Origin of the sequence: Pararhodospirillum oryzae, from assembly GCF_007992075.1 — a bacterium.
GTDB classification, from domain to species: domain Bacteria; phylum Pseudomonadota; class Alphaproteobacteria; order Rhodospirillales; family Rhodospirillaceae; genus Pararhodospirillum; species Pararhodospirillum oryzae.
On sequence record NZ_BJZO01000038.1, the window covers coordinates 19,934 to 39,093 of the forward strand.

Below are 19,160 nucleotides of genomic sequence, written 5' to 3' on the forward strand. Positions count from 1 at the left end.
GCGTGCGCGAGGAGTTTTCCCGCCGCCCCCCTGGTTTTCAAGGACGTGATCGGATGGCGCTGCGTTCCGCGAATCTCAATGTCATGGTCAACGCCGCCCAAAAGGCCGCCCGGGGGCTGCTGCGGGACTTTGGCGAACTCGAACACCTTCAGGTCTCGCGCAAGGGCCCCAGCGATTTCGTCTCGGCCGCCGACCTGCGCGCCGAACAGATCCTGCGCCAGGAACTCAAGCGGGCGCGCCCCGGCTTTTCGTTCCTGATGGAGGAAAGCGGCGCCGAAACCGGCTCGGATCCCAGCCGGCGCTGGATCGTCGATCCCCTCGACGGGACCACCAATTTCCTGCACGGCATTCCCAACTTCGCGATCTCGATCGGCCTGGAGGAAGCGGGCGAAATCACGGCGGCCGTGGTCTACGCCCCGGTGCTGAACGAGATGTACACGGCCGAAAAGGGGGGCGGCGCCTTCCTCAACGACCGTCGCTTGCGCGTGGCCGCCCGCACCGAACTAAGCGATGCCCTGTTCGCGACCGGCATCCCCTTCCAGGGCCGCCCCGGCCACCTGACCTTCCTCAACCGCCTGGCCCGGGTCATGGCCCGGACCTCGGGCGTGCGCCGGTTTGGCGCCGCCTCGCTCGACCTGGCCGCCGTGGCCGCCGGGCGTTTTGATGGCTTTTGGGAGGAAGGCTTGCAGCCGTGGGACTGCGCGGCGGGGATTTTGCTGGTCAAGGAAGCCGGTGGCTACGTCAGCACCGTGGAAGGCGCCGGCAACCCGGTGCACAGCGGCTCGGTGCTGGCCGCCAACCCGGCCCTTCATCCCCAGCTCGTGCAGCTGATCGCCCTGGAACCGGCGGTCGCGCCGGCCGAGGCCGCGCCGGCCGAGGCCGCGCCCGGGGAAGCCCCGCCGGCGTCCTGATCCTTGCGGCAAGTCCGGGGCGGGACGCGCGCCCGCGCCCCGGACGCGCTTGCTTTTCCTACTGCAACAGTTCCCCGGCCTGGCGCACCGCTCCCCAGCGGCGGCCCAGGACCATGATCGGGGCATCGATTTCCTTCATCAGCACGATGGTGCCGCCCCCCATGTCGCGGCGATAGGTTTGGGTCATGGGCTTGGTGCAGCGGGCCGCCAGAATGCCGGCGCGGTCGTTGTACAGGCGGCGGTTCCGGGAATTGCCCTGGTTCCACTCCGGATCGTCGGGCCTTTGCGGCTTGGAGTGCTCGGGCATGTGGGCCGCGATGTAGCCGTTGCGGTCGGTGGCCACGCACACCGGCACGCTTCCCCCCGCGCCCGCCAGGCGCGCGATCAGCGGCCCCAGCTCGGCTTCCGCCAGCGCGGTATGCGGGGCCATGTATTGCACCGGATTGGTCCCCGGGATCGGGGTGTAGCTGCCGTCGAACAGATCCTCGGACGTGATCCGGCCCTCGGCGATGGCGTGCTCGAAAACCTCCGCCACGGTTTTGGCAAACCCCACCGCGTGCTCGACCATGGGGATATCGTCGGCCACCGCCTTCTCGATCCGGGTTTTCAGGCGCTCGATCTGTTCCGGATCCAGGGCCCGGAATTTCAGATGCAGGCCGTTTTCGCTCACCGTCACCACCTCGGCCGCGAGTTCGCCCACCCCTTCGATATCCAGGCTGCCTCGTCCCGTGCTGGGGCGGCTGCCCTGCGCCACCACCACCAGGGCCCCTCCTTGCGAGAGATCGGCGGTCATGCCTGAAAACGTGTTGCTCCCAAACGTGCCCTTGTAGCGCAAGGCCACGGGAATGCGCGGATACTGGCGGCGATTGCCGCCATGCGACGAACGCAAGATGACATAAAGCCGCTGGCGCAAGGCCAGGATGTCGCGATTGACCCGCGAGGCCAGATCCCGCACCCGGGTGGAAACCGCGCCCGTCGTTTCCGCGCCCTCGCGCATGCCCTGCACGCTTTCGGCCACCGCGCCGGTGTGCTCGGCGGCCTGGGCGGCGCTGCTCATGATCTCGGCCGTTGCCGCGCGCTGCTCGCCCGCCGCGCGGGCCACGTCGGCGGTGATGGTGTCAATGGCGCGGATGGATTCCACCACTGCCTGGACGGTGCGGGCGGCCTCGCCGGTGGTGCGGCTGATCCCCTCGGCCTGTTCGCTGATCGTGCCAATGGCGTGTTCGGTTTCGCCGGCCAGTCCCTTGACCTCGCCCGCCACCACCGAGAACCCCTTGCCGGCCTCGCCGGCCCGCGCCGCCTCGATGGTGGCGTTCAACGACAGCATGCGGGTCTGGCCGGCGATGCCCTGGATCAATCCCACCACGCTGTCGATGCGCGCCGTGGCCTCGGTCAGGCTTTCAACCCGGTGCAAGGCCTCGTCGCCCTTGGCGCGGGCGGTTTCGGCCAGACGCGCCCCGCTGTCCACGCGTTCGGAAATCTCGCGGCTGGAGGCTTCCAGCTGTTCCGTGGCGCCGGCCACGGTCTGCACGTTGGCACTGGTGATGCGCACGGATTCGGTCACCTGGGTGGCATCGTGCAACAGGCGTTCGGCCACCTGGGCCAGGTTGGCGGCGTTTTCCGACAACCGGCTGGACTGCACCGAGATGTCGCCCACGGTTTCCTGGACCTCGCCTTCCAGCAGATTGGTGAGCGCCATCATTTCCCGGCGCAACTCTTCCTCGCTGCGCTTGGCCATTTCGGCGCGCTCCAGCACGTAGTAACCGATGCGGGCCTTGAGGGCGCGCAGGCGACTGCTCAGGTTGTCGAGCTCGGCGAGGCCGGGCGAGGGAATGACATAGCCCAGATTGCCGGCGGCGATGGCATCGAAATGGCGTTCCATCCGCCGCAAGGGCCGGTGCAGGGAAACAAGAAACCAGGCACTGAGCGCGAGGCCCAGCGCGCCGCCGCCCACCAGCAGCCCCACCGAGGCCAGCAGACGCCACGAGACTTCCTTCTCGGCCCGTTCGCGCAGGGCGGCCGCGTCGGTGCGCTGCTGGTTGACCAAGTCATGAAGCGCCCCGTGCACCGCCACGAACTGGGGGCGCGTGCGCGTGGCCAGTTTCCGGCTCAGGGCCTCGCGATCGCCCCCCCGCGCGAGCTCAAGCGCCTCGGGCACGCCCTCCTTCCAAAGGGCTTCCCAGGTCGTCGTTACCCGACGCTGCAACTCCTTTTCCGCCTCCGAATGCTCGCCTTTCAGGTGATTTTCCCACAAAATAGTGAAAGCCTTGCGTCGCCCCTCAATGGTTCCCAGGCGATCGTTCAACGTGGTTGGCAATAACCCGCGCAGCATCTCGCCTTCCATGAGATCGACCTGGCGCGCGACGTCGTCGCTGAGTTCCACCAGGGTGGCAAGGTCGATAACCGCCCGGACATTGCGATCGAACACCAGATTCAAATCCTGGTTTATCGCGCGCATGCCGTCGATACCCACCACCCCGATCCCCGCGCCCAGCACGCCAAGGACCAGCAAGACCACGCCAAGACGCCCCACCACGCTGTCGCGCAGCCGCACCAGACGCCCGATCCAGGTGGTGGAAATCACCCGCCCTTCATGGATCGCCAGCCCCCTGGCGCGGCCTTCGCGAAACAGGGCGTAGATCCGTTCGGCCTCGGTCACGGCGGCGCGTTCGGGCTTGGTGCGGATCGAGATGTACCCGGTGACCTCGGATCCGCTCATGGTCGGGGTGACGTTGGCCCGGACCCAGTAGAAATCCCCATTCTTGGTTCGGTTCTTCACCATTCCTTCCCACGACCGGCCGGCCTTGACCGTGGCCCACAGGTCGGCGAAGGCTTCGCGGGGCATGTGGGGATGACGCAGGATATTGTGGGGGGCGCCGAACAGTTCCTCGGGACTGTATCCGCTGATGGTGACGAACTCCTCGTTCGCGAAGGTGATGATCCCCCGGGTATCCGTTCCGGACACGATGATCGCGTCGTCGCCCAACTCAATTTCGCGATCGGTGATGGGTCCGTTGTCACGCATCGAAGAGCCCCTTTGTTCGGCTTGAGCGCCGGGTATCGCCGCCGCAACCATCCTACTTTAGTATATAGCTTGGTGTCGAGAGCCCCCCGTCAAGAGCGGGCTTGCGCAGATGCTTACCCGCGTGACGCGTGTGCTTTTTCCACTAAACAAAGCAATGCCTCCTTAAAGAGCAAAAACCCGGTCCCTTGCGTTCAGAAAGCAAAGGCGGGCCCTGTGGATCTCCATTCCACATTCTGCTAGGATTCCTCAGATTGAAATTTTCAACAAATGATGTACCTCTTTTGCCTGAAACACGGCACTTTGGTTATGTTGCGTCAAAATTTCCGCTTTTATGAGAAGGCACCTTTGCAGGAGGAATCCTTTGTCATGAGTCGTGCGGTGAAATACGTGGCGCGGGTGTTGATGGTTCTCATGCTCGGCATGGGGGCCGCGATGGCCGCGGACCTGGAAGTCAGAATCAAGGCGCCGGAACGGCCCGGAGATACCCGGGACGATTACTTTGTCGCGATGCTGGATCTTGCGCTTTCCAAGACCGCCGACGAGGGATCCTACGCCATCGAGGTTCAGGCCCCGGCCACGCAGTCGCGCGCCATTGAGAACCTGAAGCAAGGCGCCTTGGACGTGATCTGGACGATTCCCACCGAGGAACGGGAAGCAACCATGCGCCCGATCCGCATTCCCCTGGAAAAAGGGTTGTTGGGATACCGGGTGTTCTTGATCCGCGAGGGGGATCAGGCCCGCTTCGACACCGTGACCAGCCTGGATGTCTTGAAGAAAATGCTCGCCGGCCAGGGCCTGGACTGGAATTCAACCCATGTCATGGAGGAAAACAGGTTCCGGGTCCGCCGGGTGGGCAATTACGACAGCCTGTTCACCATGCTGCGGGACGGACGCTTTGATTACTTCCCCCGTGGCCTGAACGAGGCCTGGGCCGAGCTGGCGGCGCATCCCGACGACGGGCTGGCGGTGGAACGGGGAATACTGCTGCGCTACCGGACCACCTCGTATTTCTTCACCCGGCAAGACGACAGCGCCCTGGCCGGGCGCATCGAACGCGGCCTGCGCCTGGCCCTGGCCGATGGATCGTTCGACCGCCTGCTGACCACCCACCCGACCCACCGGGGGATGTTTGCCGCCGCCAATCTTGCCGGGCGGCGGGTTTTTGAAATTCCCAACCCCTATCTGCCTCCCACGGCCCCCGCCGATCCGGTTTTGTGGACGATTCCGGACCATTGAAAACCGCGCGCGGTACTCCATGCTATAATGGATCCCTTATGCGTTTTTCAAAGACGCCAGCCACAATCCAGGCGGGCTTCGCGGTCCGGGAATAAAACCGGGCGTGGGAATGGGGAAGGATCCCAAACTGGAATCGTTTCTTGTTCCCACAGGCGGCGGTTGGTGCCGGGGGCCTTGCCTGCCCCCGGGAATCGCGCTAGGAGAAATGCCCTCCCCGCCCCGTCGCGACTCGGCAGGACGAAGAGGGGTTTCCGTTCGCAAATCCCCCATTGCGAACCCATCATTCGATCAAGAGGGTTTCCATGGCACGCAAGAAGATCGCCCTGGTCGGGTCCGGCAACATCGGCGGCACGCTCGCGCATCTCATCGGCCTGAAGGAACTCGGTGATGTGGTGCTGTTCGACATCGCCGAGGGAACGCCGCAGGGCAAGGCCCTGGACATGGCTGAGGCCACGCCGATCGAAGGCGTGGACATCGCCTACGCCGGATCCAATGACTACAGCGCCATCAAGGACGCCGACGTGGTCATCGTCACCGCTGGCGTGCCGCGCAAGCCCGGCATGAGCCGCGACGACCTGATCGGCATCAACGCCAAGGTGATGGCGGCGGTCGGCGCCGGCATCAAGGCCAACTGTCCCGACGCGTTCGTGATCTGCATCACCAACCCGCTGGACGCCATGGTCTGGGTCCTGCGCGAGGTGTCGGGCCTGCCCCACGCCAAGGTCGTGGGCATGGCCGGCGTGCTCGACAGCGCCCGCTTCCGCTATTTCCTGGCCGAGGAATTCAACGTCTCGACCGAAGACGTCACCGCCTTTGTCCTGGGCGGCCACGGCGACACCATGGTGCCGCTGACCCGCTACTCCACCGTGGCCGGCATTCCCCTGCCCGACCTGGTGCGCATGGGCTGGACCACCCAGGAAAAGCTCGACCAGATCGTCGATCGCACCCGCAACGGCGGGGCCGAGATCGTGGGCCTTCTGAAGACCGGCTCGGCGTTCTACGCCCCGGCGGCGGCCGCCGTGATGATGGCCGAGGCCTACCTGAAGGACAAGAAGCGGGTTCTGCCCTGCGCCGCCTGGGTCGATGGCCAGTACGGGCTGGATGGCATCTACGTGGGCGTGCCCGTCATCCTGGGCGCCGGTGGTGTTGAAAAGGTCGTGGAAATCGAACTGAACGACGACGAAAAGGCGATGTTCAAGAAGTCGGTGGAAAGCGTCGAGGGGCTGATCGCGGCCTCGCGGGAGCTGATGCCCAAGTAAATTGTTGCTCCGTCGGAACAGGAGAAGAACAACACCATGAACATTCACGAGTATCAGGCCAAGCAAATCCTGGCCAAGTACGGCGTGCCGATTCTCGGCGGCGGTGTGGCCTACACCGCCGACGAGGCCCGGGCGGTCGCCAGCCGCCTGCCCGGTCCGGTTTGGGTGGTCAAGTCCCAGATCCACGCCGGCGGACGCGGCAAGGGGCATTTCCTTGAGGAAGCGGCCGGCGACAAGGGCGGCGTGCGCGTTGTCCGCTCGCTGGATGAAGTCCAGCAAAACGCCTTCCAGATGCTGGGCAACACCCTGGTGACGCACCAGTCCGGCCCCGAGGGCCGGGAGGTGACGCGCGTTTACATTGAAGACGGATGCAACATTTCGCGTGAACTGTACCTGTCCTTGCTGGTGGACCGCGCCACGTCGTGCGTGACGGTGATGGCGTCGACCGAAGGCGGCATGGATATCGAGGAAGTCGCGGCGGAAACGCCCGACAAGATTTTCTTCCAGACGATCGATCCCGCCACCGGCATTTCGGGCTTCCACTGCCGCAAGGTTGCCTTTGCCCTGGGTCTGTCGGGCAAGCAGGTTTCGGCTTTTGTCAAGCTGCTGACCGGTCTTTACACCTGTTTCATCTCCACCGACTGCTCGGTGTTGGAAATCAACCCGCTGGTGGTCACGGCCGACGGTCAGGTGCTGCCGCTTGACTGCAAGATGACCTTTGATTCCAACGCCTTGTTCCGCCATCCGGATCTCCTGGAGTTCCGCGACGAGGCGGAAGAGGATCCGATGGAGCTGGAGGCCTCGCGTCACGACCTCAACTACGTGAAGCTCGATGGCACCATCGGGTGCATGGTCAATGGCGCCGGCCTGGCCATGGCGACCATGGACATCATCAAGCTGAAGGGCGGCTCGCCGGCCAACTTCCTCGACGTGGGCGGCGGCGCCACCCGCGAACGCGTCACGGCCGCGTTCAAGATCATTTTGTCGGATCCCAACGTCGAGGGCATCCTGGTCAACATCTTCGGCGGCATCATGCGCTGCAACGTGATCGCCGAGGGCGTGATCGCGGCGGCCCGCGAAGTGTCGCTGAACGTGCCGCTGGTCGTGCGTCTGGAAGGGACCAACGTGGAACTGGGCAAGCAGATCATGGCCGACTCCGGCCTGCCGATCATCGCGGCCGACAACCTGTCCGACGCCGCCGAAAAGGTGGTCAAGGCCGTGAAGGAGGCCTCCTGATGTCCGTTCTCGTTGGCAAGGAAACCAAGGTCATCTGCCAGGGCTTCACGGGCTCGCAGGGCACCTTCCACTCCGAGCAGGCCATTGCCTATGGCACCCGCATGGTCGGCGGCGTGACCCCGGGCAAGGGGGGCACCACCCACCTTGACCTGCCGGTGTTCGACACCGTCGCCGAGGCCAAGGCGCGCACCGGCTGCAACGCCACGGTCATCTACGTGCCGCCGCCGTTCGCCGCCGACGCCATCTTGGAAGCGATCGACGCCGAGATCGAGCTGGCCGTGTGCATCACCGAGGGGATCCCGGTCCTCGACATGGTCAAGGTGAAGCGCGCCTTGCGCAACTCCAAGACCCGTCTTGTCGGCCCCAACTGCCCGGGCGTGATCACGCCGGGCGAATGCAAGATCGGCATCATGCCCGGTCACATTCACAAGCGGGGCAAGATCGGCGTGGTGTCGCGCTCGGGCACCCTGACCTACGAAGCCGTGGCCCAGACCACGGCCGTGGGCCTGGGGCAGTCCACCTGCATCGGCATTGGCGGCGACCCGGTCAACGGCACCAACTTCATCGACTGCCTGGAAATGTTCCTGGATGATCCCGAGACCGAGGGCATCATCATGATTGGTGAAATCGGGGGCTCGGCCGAGGAAGAAGCCGCCGAATTCCTGAAGCGTTCGAAGATCCGCAAGCCGATGTGCGGCTTCATCGCGGGCGTGACCGCTCCCCCGGGGCGGCGCATGGGCCACGCGGGCGCCATCATCGCCGGCGGCAAGGGCACGGCGGACGACAAGATGGAGGCCATGCGCTCGGCCGGCATCCTGGTCGCCGACAGCCCCTCGGCGCTGGGCAGCACCATGGTGGCCGCCCTCGGCAAGACCGCCTGATTCAAGGCCCGCCCCTTTCCCGAACAAGGACAAGGGGCGGGTTCGCCTGTTTGCGTCCGACGGCGCCAAATGCCTCTTTTGGTCTTGCCAGGCTCTGGCTTCGGGGCGACGGACATGGTTTATTGGATAGGTGTGTCGATAGAACACGAGGCGGACAGGCCGTAACGGTGGCACGCGCTCCCCTCCCCCCCAGGGAGCCCGGCCCGGTGGCTGGCCGTGGTCCGCACGAACAGGGGTGGTGACGTGGAACCGTCTTTTCTGAATGGCGCCAACGCGATCTATATCGCCGAGGTCTACAGCCGCTATCTGGAAGACCCAGCCTCGGTTGATCCGGGATGGGTTGATTTTTTCCGGGATCTGACCAGCGGCGCCCCGGATCGGGCCGATGATCTGGCCGGGGACCTGCTGGGTCCGTCGTGGCGCCCCCGGGGCAATCAGGTGATCGGCACCAGCGATCCCGACGCCCCGCCCGCGCCGCCCCGCCCCAAGGAGGGCAAGGAGGCCGCCCGAAGCAAGGCGCCGGCCGGGGCCAGCCCCGCCGACCTCCGCCAGCCCATCCTGGATTCCATCCGGGCCTTGATGATGATCCGCGCCTATCGCGTGCGCGGCCATCTGATGGCCAGGCTCGATCCCCTGGGCCTCAGCGCGACCGAGGAACATCCCGAGCTGGATTACCGCAGCTACGGGTTCACGCCGGACGACCTGGGCCGCGAGATCTTCATTGACAACGTGCTGGGGATGGAAAGCGCCACCCTGGCCAAGATCATTGAAGTGGTGCGCGAAACCTACTGCGGCACCATCGGCGTCGAGTTCATGCACATCCAGTCGCCCGAGCAGAAAAGCTGGATCCAGCGCCGGATCGAGGGCGAGCGCAACCACACCAAGTTCACCCCCGAGGGCAAGCGCGCGATCCTGGAACGCCTGACCGAGGCCGAGGGCTTCGAACGCTTCTTGCAGGTCAAGTACACCGGCACCAAGCGCTTTGGCCTGGAAGGCGGCGAAACCCTGATTCCCGCCCTGGAACAGGTGCTCAAGCGCGGCTCGCAGTTGGGCATGACCGAAATCAACGTCGGCATGGCCCACCGCGGGCGCCTCAACGTGCTGACCGCGATCATGCACAAGCCCTACCGCGCCATTTTCAGCGAATTCCAGGGCAACAGCGCCAACCCCGAGGACGTGCAGGGCTCGGGCGACGTCAAGTATCACCTCGGCACCTCGGCCTCGCGCGAGTTCGACGGGGTGACCGTGCACATGTCCTTGCAGGCCAACCCCTCGCACCTGGAAGCCGCCGATCCGGTGGTTCTGGGCAAGGTGCGCGCCAAGCAGGCCCAGATCGGCGACCTGGACCGCACCAGGGCGGTGGCGGTGTTGATCCACGGCGACGCCGCGTTCGCGGGCCAGGGCATCGTGGCCGAATGCTTCGCCCTGTCGCGCCTCAAGGGCTACCGCACCGGCGGCACCATCCACTTCGTGATCAACAACCAGATCGGCTTCACCACCAGCCCCCAGTACAGCCGTTCGGGTCAGTATTGCACCGACATCGCCAAAAGCGTGCAAGCACCGATTTTCCACGTCAACGGCGACGACCCCGAGGCGGTGGTCCACGCCGCGCGCATCGCGACCGAGTTCCGTCAGGAGTTCGGCGACGACGTGGTGGTGGACATGGTCTGTTACCGCCGCCAGGGCCACAACGAGGCCGACGAACCCGCCTTCACCCAGCCTTTGATGTACAAGGCGATCGCGGCCCACGAAACCACCCGCACCGTGTACGCCCGCGCCCTGGAAAAGGAAGGCGTGGTGTCGCGCGAGGATGCGGATCACATGGTCGCGGCCTTCAACGCCCGCCTGGAGGAAGCCTACAAGGCCGCCGACAGCTATCGCCCCAACCGCGCCGACTGGCTGGCCGGCAAGTGGGAAGGGCTGGAAGCCATGAACGGCGAGGAGGAATTCCGCCAGGATGGCACGGCGGTGACGCCCGAGGCCCTGCGCGCGGTGGGCAAGGTCATCAGCACGCCGCCCGACAATTTCAACACCAACCCCAAGATCGTGCGCCAGCTCAAGGCCAAGGCCGAAATGATGGCCAGCGGGCGCGGCTTCGACTGGGGCACGGCGGAAGCACTGGCCTTTGGAACCTTGCTGGCCGAGGGCACCCCGGTGCGCCTGTCGGGTCAGGATTCGGGGCGCGGCACGTTCTCGCACCGCCACGCGGTCCTGATCGACCAGCAGACCGAGGACCGCTACATCCCGCTTGAGCACGTGAGCCGCGACCAGGCCCGTTTCGAGGTCATCGACAGCCCGCTGTCCGAGTTCTCGGTGCTGGGCTTCGAGTACGGCTATTCGCTGGCCGAGCCGCGTGGGTTGATCATGTGGGAAGCCCAGTTCGGCGACTTCGCCAACGGCGCCCAGGTCATTTTCGACCAGTTCGTCAGCTCGGGCGAAAGCAAGTGGCTGCGCATGTCGGGCCTGGTGGTGCTGCTGCCCCACGGCTTCGAGGGCCAGGGTCCCGAGCATTCCTCGGCCCGCCCCGAGCGGTACTTGCAGCTGTGCGCCGAGGACAACATGCAGGTGGTCAACGTCACCACCCCGGCCAACTACTTCCATGTGCTGCGCCGCCAGATCCGGCGCAACTTCCGCAAGCCTTTGATCATCTTCACCCCCAAGTCGCTGTTGCGGCACAAGCGTTGCGTCAGCGACATCGATGCCTTTACCCAGGCCGGGTTCCAGCGGGTGATCGGCGAGGATGATCCGCGGATTGTCTCGGGCAACGTGCGCCGGGTGGTGTTGTGCACCGGCAAGGTCTATTACGACCTTCTGCAAGCCCGCGAGGAGCGCAATCTGGACGACGTCGCCTTGGTCCGGGTCGAGCAGTTGTACCCGTGGCCCAAGGATACCGTGCTGCGCTGCCTGCGCCACTTCCCGGGGGCCGAGGTGGTGTGGTGCCAGGAAGAACCCGCCAACATGGGCGCTTGGACCTTCGTCGATCGCCGCTTGGAATACATCCTGGAGGAACTGGGCAGCACGGTGCAGCGCCGGGCCATCTACGCCGGGCGTCCGTCGGCCGCCTCGCCCGCCACCGGGCTGTATCGCAACCATGTCTCGCAGCAAGCGCTGCTGGTGGAACAGGCCCTGACCTGGGGGCGCGACACCTTGCCGCAACCCTTCCGTCGGGTTACCCGCATGAGTTCCATTGCCTGACGACGGGCGTCCGGGCCGGGAAGCCTCTGCCTCCCCGGCCCGGACGCGCCTGCCTTCCGACCCAGCCCCGCCTTTCATTCTTGGGAGACACCCATGACCACCGATATCACCGTTCCCCAGCTGGGCGAGTCCGTGACCGAGGCGACCGTCGCCAAGTGGTTCAAGGCCGTTGGCGACGCCGTCGCCCAGGACGAGCCCCTTGTGGAACTGGAAACCGACAAGGTCACCGTCGAGGTTCCCTCGCCGGCCGCCGGCACGCTGATTGAAATCCTGGCCGAGCCCGGCGCCGAGGTCGAGGTGGGCGCCCTGCTCGCCCGCCTGGGCGAAGGCGCCGCCGCCCCGGCCCCCAAGCCCGCCGCTGCTTCGGCACCGGCGCCGGCCGCTCCGGCGCCCGCCGCGCCCACGCCCGCCGCCCCGGCCCCGACCCCGGCTCCGCTGGCGAAAGCCGCCAACACCGCGCTTCCGCTGGCGCCGGCCGTGCGCAAGCTGGTGGCCGACAACGCGCTGGATCCGGCCCGCATCCCCGCCACCGGCAAGGACGGCCGCCTGACCCGCGACGACGTGGTGCGCTACATGCAAGCCGGTGGCGCCGCCGCGCCCGCGCCCGCCCTGGCCGCCGGTCCCGGCCGCGAGGCCGGCCCGCGCGAGGAAAAGGTGAAAATGACCCGCCTGCGCCGGCGGGTGGCCGAGCGCCTCAAGGATGCCCAGAACACCGCCGCCATCCTGACCACCTTCAACGAGGTGGACATGACGGCGATCATGGAACTGCGCAACCGCTACAAGGACGCCTTTGAAAAGAAGCACGCCATCAAGCTGGGCTTCATGTCGTTCTTCGTGAAGGCCTGCGTGTCGGCGCTCAAGGAACTGCCGGCGGTCAATGCCGAGATCAGCGGCGATTCCATCCTCTACAAGAACTACTACGACATCGGCGTGGCCGTGGGTGGCCCGCAGGGTCTGGTGGTGCCGGTGGTGCGCGACTGCGACACCCGCTCGTTCGCCGAGGTGGAAGGGGCCATCGCCGGCTTCGGCCGCAAGGCCCGCGACGGCTCGCTGACCTTGGAGGAAATGAGCGGCGGCACCTTCACGATCTCCAACGGGGGCGTGTATGGCTCGCTGATGTCCACGCCCATCTTGAACCCGCCGCAGTCGGCCATCCTCGGCATGCACAAGACCCAGATGCGTCCCATGGTCATGCCCGACGGCTCGATCCAGGCGCGGCCGATGATGTATCTGGCGCTGAGCTACGATCACCGCATCATCGATGGCAAGGAAGCCGTGACCTTCCTGGTCCGGGTCAAGGAAGCGATCGAGAATCCGGCCCGCCTGCTGCTCGACGTTTAAGGCCCAAGGCCGGGGGGAGTCGTGGTGAAAGCCTCTCTCCCCCTGGTCCGATGGGCGTTTCTTCCCCCAAGGCGCGCGGTCTTCCCCCCAAGCCGGCCGGCGCGCTTCAACACGGTGTCTCCAAGCCAGTTATTTCCGAACAGCGGGTGTCGCTTTTCGGATGTCGCTTTTGCCCGGTTCGCGCGGGAAATCCCTGTTTGCGGTTCGGGAATGCGAAAAACCAACACCCCGGCGGCGCCGGGCGGGTCCCCGGGACCTGGCAACGGCGCCCCCGGCCAGCGGACCGGAAGGACGTGTCATGTCTGAGTATGATGTGGTGGTGATCGGGGGTGGCCCCGGCGGTTATGTGTGCGCGATCCGCGCCGCCCAGTTGGGCTTGCGCGTGGCGTGCGTGGAAAGCCGGCCGACCCTGGGCGGCACCTGCCTGAACGAGGGCTGCATTCCCTCCAAGGCCCTGTTGCAGTCCTCTCACCTGTACGAGGAAGCCCGCCTGCACTTCAAGGACCACGGCATCGGGGTGGAAGGCCTCGGCCTCGACATCCCCGCCATGATGGCGCGCAAGGACGAGGTCGTGGCCTCGAACACCAAGGGCATCGACTTCCTGTTCAAGAAGAACAAGATCACCCGCCTGGTGGGCCGGGGGCGCCTGGGGGCGCCGGGCACCGTGGTGGTCAGCGGCGCCGACGGCGACACCACGATCAGCGCGACCTCGATCGTGCTGGCCACCGGCTCGGTGGCCGCCGCCCTGCCCGGCGTGAGCGTGGACGAGGAACACATCCTCTCGTCCACCGGGGCCCTGGCCCTGCAAGCCGTGCCGCGCTCGCTGATCGTGATCGGGGCGGGTGTCATCGGCCTGGAACTGGGCTCGGTGTGGCGGCGCCTGGGGGCCGAGGTCACGGTTGTGGAATACCTCGATTACATCCTGCCGCCCCTGGATGGCGAGGTGCGCCAAGCCATGCAGAAGCTCCTGAGCGCGCAGGGCCTGACCTTCCATCTCGGCCAGGCGGTGAGCGGCGCCGAGGTCGGGCCCGAGGGCGTGAGCCTGACCATGACCCCGGCCGGCGGCGGCGATGCCACCACCTTGACGGCCGAAAAGGTCCTGGTTGCCGTCGGCCGGCGCCCGTGCACCCAGGACCTGGGGCTGGAAGAGGCCGGCGTGGCCCTGACCGAACGCGGCTTCATCCAGGTGGATGAAAACTTCCAGACCTCGGTCGAGGGCGTGTTCGCCATTGGCGATGTCATCGGCGGCATGATGCTGGCCCACAAGGCCGAGGAAGAAGGGGTCGCGCTGGCCGAAATGCTGGCGGGTGAAAGCGGGCTGGTCGATCACGACACCATCCCGGCCGTGGTCTACACCGCCCCCGAGGCGGCCAGCGTCGGCAAGACCGAGGAGCAGTTGAAGGCCAAGGGCATCGCCTACCGCGTGGGCAAGTTCCCCTTCATGGCCAACGGCCGCGCCAAGGCCAACGGCGCCACCGACGGCTTCGTCAAGATCCTGGCCGACGCCACCACCGACCGGGTTCTGGGCTGCCACATCATCGGCCCCGCCGCCGGCGACCTGATCCAGGAAGTGGTCATGGGCATGGTGTTCGGCACCTCGGCCGAGGACATCGCCCGCACCTGCCACGCCCACCCGCAGCTGGGTGAATCGGTCAAGGAAGCCGCGCTTGCCGTGCACAAGCGCGCGCTGCATATCTAACCTCTTATCCAAGAAGCCAGAATCGCTCTTTGGATAAGCCAGGGGTAAGAACAAGTCATGAGAGCGCCATGCCCGGATCCAGTTTAAGGCACGGCGTTCTCAATTCACTTCGCTACATCGCCACGGACCGATGCTCTCTGGTGTTCAGCGGACGGATTCTTTCCTCAAGATTAACCGCGGCCTTCTGTCTCGCCACTTGCAAATCATACTCCGCTTGCAGATTAAGCCAGAATCTCGCATCAATCCCGAAGTACACCCCAAGACGAAGCGCCGTATCAGCCGTGATAGCCCGGCGCCCAGCAACAATCTCACTGATTCTATTGGCAGGAACGTCAATATCTCTCGCAAGATGATTGCAAGTTAACTCATGAGGATCCATGAATTCCTCCTTCAGGATCTCTCCAGGTGTTATCGGCGAGAGAAATTCGGTCATTAGATTGATCCTTCACAGAATTTCATATCCACAGTCTTTTTTGCAGCTGCATTTTTCACACCCAATGAGTGCGTGCAGAAACTAGTGGTAATCGCATATTTCAACATCCCATGCATGACCATCTTTCCAGTGGAAGCATAGCCTCCACTGATCATTAATACGGATACTATACTGACCCGCTCTATCACCCTTAAGCTGCTCCAGCCTATTCCCAGGAGGAACAGCTAAGGATGGCAAGTCTGGTGCGGCATTCAGCACTGCAATCTTGCGCCGTGCCATGCGCTCAACCGCTTGAAAACGAGAAACATTTATATTCCTGGCAAGAGCCTCGGTATCTTTATTTGCATAGGATTTTATCATAAACAGACACCCTCCCATAAATTCCTGGCGAAAATCGCTTGGATCCATTCTCGACCGAAATAAAAAACGCACCAAAAATTAGAGTCAGGTAGATTTTTATACGTTTAACGTATTGCGAATGACGTAGTACGTCAAGCGTATTAGTAAGTCCCGGAACCCCTTTTTTTCACGAATAGACTATAAGGGAGGTCCGGAGGCATCGCCTCCGGGCGGGGCGCGGGGCGGCAGCCCCGCACGGGATGGGATGCACCGGGAAGAGGACCCCATGCGGATCTTGTTCATTCACCAGAATTTTCCGGGTCAGTTCGGGCGGCTGGCCCAGGCCCTGGCCGCGCGTCCGGGCAACGAGGTGCGCGCCCTTGCCACCAACCGCCGCCCGCCCCCCCCGGGGGTGAAGGTGGACCTTTACCCCCTGCCCTCCCCGGTGCCGGGAACCTTTTCGCGTCACCCGTCGATCCAGGAGATCGAAACCAAGGTGCTGCGCGGCGACGCCTGCGCCGCCGCCTGCCGGACCTTGCGCGGGCAAGGCTTCGTGCCCGACGTGATCATTGGCCATCCCGGATGGGGGGAGATGCTGCGCCTGGCCGAGGTGTTTCCGGCCGCGCGGATCATTTCCTACGCCGAGTTCTTCTTCAAGGACCGGGGCAGCGACCACGATTTCGATCCCGAATTCCGCCTGGACACCCGCGAAACCGCCCTGCGCCGCACCTTGAAAAACGCGGTCATGGACGTGGCGGTGCGCACGTCCGAAGCCTCGGTCACGCCCACCCAGTGGCAGGCCAGCGGCTTTCCCGGGGCTCTGCGCGAGCGTCTGCACGTCATCCACGACGGCATCGATACCCACGAGATCCGCCCGCGCCCGAACGCCTGGATCCAGGTGGGATCCCGCCGCCTGACCCGCGCCGACCGGGTGATCACCTTCACCACCCGCTACCTGGAGCCCCTGCGCGGCATCCACAGCTTCCTACGCGCCCTGCCCCGGGTGATGGAACGCGACCGCCACGCCCAGGTGATCGTGGTCGGACGCGAGGATGGCGGCTACTGGAGCCGTCCCCCCGGCCCCTCGCACCGCGAGCGCTTCCTGGCCGAGGTGCGCGACCGCGTGGACCTCTCGCGGATTCACTTCTTCACCTGGGTCGAACGCCAATACTATCTGCCCTTGCTGGCGATCAGCTCGGCCCATGTGTATCTCACCTACCCGTTCGTGCTGTCGTGGTCGCTGATGGAAGCCATGGCCACGGGGGCCAGCATCATCGGGTCCAACACGCCGCCGGTGGCCGAGGTCATCACCGATGGCGTGACCGGCCGCCTGGTTGATTTCCACGATACCGAGGCGCTGGCCGACCGCATCCTGGAAAGCCTGGAAGACGCCGCCTTGCGCCAGCGCCTGGGCCTTGCCGCCCGCGCCACCATCGTGCGCCAATATGATCAGGAATCCGTCTGCCTGCCGCGCTGGCTGTCCCTGATCGACCGCGTCGCCGCCGGCCCCCAGCGCTTCACCGCCTGAGCTGGAAAGCGTTTTTCCCCCCACGAAAAAGGGGCCCCTCGCGGGGCCCCTCGTCGTTTCGTCAGGTCGTTTCGTCAGGTCGTTTCGTCAGGCGCCCGGGCCAGGGCCCGGGGCGAACCTCAGCCCATGGCCTGCACGATTTCCTCGGTCATCTTCTTCGCGTCGCCAAACAGCATCATGGTGTTGTCGCGGAAGAACAGCTCGTTGTCGACGCCGGCATAGCCCGACGCCATCGAGCGCTTGACGAACAGCACCGTGCGCGCCTTTTCCACGTCCAGGATCGGCATGCCGAAAATCGGGCTGGACGGATCGGTCTTGGCGGCCGGGTTGGTCACGTCGTTGGCGCCGATGACATAGGCCACGTCGGCGGTCTGGAACTCGTTGTTGATCTCTTCGAGCTCGAAGACCTCGTCGTAAGGCACGTTGGCCTCGGCCAGCAGCACGTTCATGTGCCCGGGCATGCGCCCCGCCACCGGGTGGATGGCGTAGGACACTTCAACGCCTTCGGCCTTGAGGGCATCGGCCATTTCGCGCAGGGCGTGCTGGGCCTGGGCCACCGCCATGCCGTAGCCGGGCACGATGATGACCTTGGACGCGTTCTTCATGATGAAGGCCGCGTCGTCGGCGCTGCCGGCCTTGACCGAGCGATCGCCCTCGACGCCCGCGCCCGGGCCCGCCGTTTCACCGCCGAAGCCGCCCAGGATCACGTTGAAGATCGAGCGGTTCATCCCCTTGCACATGATGTAGCTGAGGATGGCGCCCGACGAGCCAACCAGCGCGCCGGCGATGACCAGCAGCGGGTTGCCCAGGGTGAAGCCGATGCCGGCCGCGGCCCAGCCCGAATAGCTGTTCAGCATCGAGATGACCACCGGCATGTCCGCGCCGCCGATCGGAATGATCAGCAAGAAGCCCAGCGCGAAGGCCAGCAGCATCAGGATATAGAACAGGAAGTGGCTTTCGGTCGCGGCGAACAAGATCACCAGAACGACCAGGGCAATGCCCAGGCCGGCGTTGATCTTGTGCTGGTTGGCGAAGGTCACGGGCTTGCCCGAGATCAGGCCCTGGAGCTTGCCAAACGCGATCACCGAACCCGAGAAGGTGATGGCGCCAATGGCCAGACCCAACGACATTTCGATCAAGGACCCGGCGTAGATGTCGCCCGGGATGCCGATGCCATAGGATTCAGGATGCAAGAGCGCGGCGGTCGCCACCAGCACGGCGGCCATGCCGACCAGCGAGTGGAACGCGGCCACCAGCTGCGGCAAGGCGGTCATCACCACCTTGCGCGCGATCACGGTACCGACGCCACCGCCCACCGCGAGCGCCAGCACGATCCAGCCATAGGTTTCCACCACCGGCGACAACAAGGTCGTCACGATGGCAATTCCCATGCCGATCATGCCCAGCTTGTTGCCCTTGCGCGCGGTTTCGGGATGCGACAGCCCGCGTAGCGCCAGAATGAAAAGCACGCCAGCCGCCACGTAGGCGGCCATGGTCAAACCGGTCATCATGGTTGCGTGCCCCCTACTTCTGCTTCTTCTTGAACATGGCCAGCATCCGCTGGGTTACGATGAACCCACCGAAGATGTTGATGCTGGCCAGCAAGACGGCGATGGCGCCCAGAACCTTGGCTCCGCCCACGATGTCGGGACCGGCCGCCAGCAAGGCGCCCACGATGATCACCGACGAAATGGCGTTGGTCACGCCCATCAGGGGGCTGTGCAAAGCCGGCGTGACCGACCACACCACATAAAAGCCCACGAAGCAGGCCAGCACGAACACGGTCAGCAGCCACCAGAATTCGCCCGGACCGCTGGCGGCCTCGGTGGCCGTCTTCATCGCCACGACGTGCAGGTGGGAGGACAGCCCCCCCGCCTGCTCGCTCAGGCGCGCCACGCCTTCCGCGAAGGTTGCTTGATTCAGCATCGATTACACTCCCTTTCCGGGGCGCTTGGCGGAGGACGAACCCTTTCTCGGGGCGCCCGGCCTGGCCGAGGCACTGGTGGTCTTGGCCGGCGCGGCGGCCGCCTTGGGCGCGGGCTTGGGGGCTTCGGCCTTGGGGGCCTCGGGCGCGGGG

Annotated in this window: 14 protein-coding genes; 9 read left to right on the forward strand and 5 right to left on the reverse strand. The window is 65.3% G+C overall.

Annotated elements, in window-relative coordinates; all coding sequences use genetic code 11:
- The first annotated feature begins 53 nt into the window (after positions 1 to 53).
- Positions 54 to 911 (forward strand): inositol monophosphatase family protein, encoded by an 858-nt coding sequence (locus tag ROR02_RS08170; RefSeq protein ID WP_147163534.1) that lies wholly within the window; start codon positions 54 to 56, stop codon positions 909 to 911.
- Positions 912 to 969: 58 nt separating this feature from the next.
- Here ROR02_RS08170 and ROR02_RS08175 read toward each other — a convergent pair whose 3' ends face one another.
- Positions 970 to 3,936: a methyl-accepting chemotaxis protein gene (locus tag ROR02_RS08175; RefSeq protein ID WP_170245023.1), complete on the reverse strand. Its 2,967-nt coding sequence runs from the start codon at positions 3,934 to 3,936 to the stop codon at positions 970 to 972.
- 366 nt (positions 3,937 to 4,302) lie between these two features.
- Between ROR02_RS08175 and ROR02_RS08180 the strand changes: the two genes are divergently transcribed.
- From ROR02_RS08180 to lpdA, 7 genes are all read left to right on the forward strand, one after another.
- Positions 4,303 to 5,172 carry a substrate-binding periplasmic protein gene (locus tag ROR02_RS08180; protein WP_170245024.1) on the forward strand — a complete coding sequence of 290 codons (870 nt, stop codon included), beginning with the start codon at positions 4,303 to 4,305 and terminating at the stop codon, positions 5,170 to 5,172.
- Between the two features lie 302 nt (positions 5,173 to 5,474).
- Entirely contained in the window at positions 5,475 to 6,431 is a 957-nt protein-coding gene (gene mdh, locus ROR02_RS08185; RefSeq protein WP_147163537.1) for a malate dehydrogenase, read from the forward strand.
- A 36-nt stretch (positions 6,432 to 6,467) separates the two neighbouring features.
- Positions 6,468 to 7,667, forward strand: coding sequence for an ADP-forming succinate--CoA ligase subunit beta (gene sucC / locus ROR02_RS08190; RefSeq protein WP_147163538.1), 1,200 nt, complete (start codon positions 6,468 to 6,470; stop codon positions 7,665 to 7,667).
- Complete coding sequence (sucD, locus tag ROR02_RS08195) at positions 7,667 to 8,548, forward strand: succinate--CoA ligase subunit alpha (protein ID WP_147163539.1); 882 nt, start codon at positions 7,667 to 7,669, stop codon at positions 8,546 to 8,548. Before sucC ends, sucD begins: the two co-directional genes overlap by 1 nt.
- A 243-nt stretch (positions 8,549 to 8,791) precedes the next feature.
- Positions 8,792 to 11,743 carry a 2-oxoglutarate dehydrogenase E1 component gene (locus tag ROR02_RS08200; RefSeq protein WP_147163540.1) on the forward strand — a complete coding sequence of 984 codons (2,952 nt, stop codon included), beginning with the start codon at positions 8,792 to 8,794 and terminating at the stop codon, positions 11,741 to 11,743.
- Positions 11,744 to 11,836: 93 nt separating this feature from the next.
- Positions 11,837 to 13,084, forward strand: coding sequence for a 2-oxoglutarate dehydrogenase complex dihydrolipoyllysine-residue succinyltransferase (odhB, locus tag ROR02_RS08205; RefSeq protein ID WP_147163541.1), 1,248 nt, complete (start codon positions 11,837 to 11,839; stop codon positions 13,082 to 13,084).
- 298 nt (positions 13,085 to 13,382) lie between these two features.
- Positions 13,383 to 14,783 (forward strand): dihydrolipoyl dehydrogenase, encoded by a 1,401-nt coding sequence (gene lpdA, locus ROR02_RS08210; RefSeq protein WP_147163542.1) that lies wholly within the window; start codon positions 13,383 to 13,385, stop codon positions 14,781 to 14,783.
- A gap of 112 nt (positions 14,784 to 14,895) precedes the next feature.
- Here lpdA and ROR02_RS08215 read toward each other — a convergent pair whose 3' ends face one another.
- The gene (locus ROR02_RS08215) at positions 14,896 to 15,216 is read right to left on the reverse strand and encodes a HigA family addiction module antitoxin (RefSeq protein ID WP_147163543.1); all 321 of its coding nucleotides are present in this window, start codon (positions 15,214 to 15,216) and stop codon (positions 14,896 to 14,898) included.
- An 81-nt stretch (positions 15,217 to 15,297) separates the two neighbouring features.
- Positions 15,298 to 15,624, reverse strand: coding sequence for a type II toxin-antitoxin system RelE/ParE family toxin (locus ROR02_RS08220; RefSeq protein WP_307725146.1), 327 nt, complete (start codon positions 15,622 to 15,624; stop codon positions 15,298 to 15,300).
- 217 nt (positions 15,625 to 15,841) lie between these two features.
- Between ROR02_RS08220 and ROR02_RS08225 the strand changes: the two genes are divergently transcribed.
- Entirely contained in the window at positions 15,842 to 17,083 is a 1,242-nt protein-coding gene (locus ROR02_RS08225) for a glycosyltransferase (protein WP_147163544.1), read from the forward strand.
- A gap of 119 nt (positions 17,084 to 17,202) precedes the next feature.
- Here the strand turns inward: ROR02_RS08225 and ROR02_RS08230 are convergent, their stop codons facing one another.
- Positions 17,203 to 18,594, reverse strand: a complete 1,392-nt coding sequence (locus tag ROR02_RS08230) for an NAD(P)(+) transhydrogenase (Re/Si-specific) subunit beta (RefSeq protein WP_147163545.1) — start codon at positions 18,592 to 18,594, stop codon at positions 17,203 to 17,205.
- A gap of 13 nt (positions 18,595 to 18,607) precedes the next feature.
- On the reverse strand, positions 18,608 to 19,009 hold the full coding sequence (locus tag ROR02_RS08235) for an NAD(P) transhydrogenase subunit alpha (RefSeq protein ID WP_147163546.1): 402 nt from the start codon (positions 19,007 to 19,009) through the stop codon (positions 18,608 to 18,610).
- Between the last annotated feature and the right edge of the window lie 151 nt (positions 19,010 to 19,160).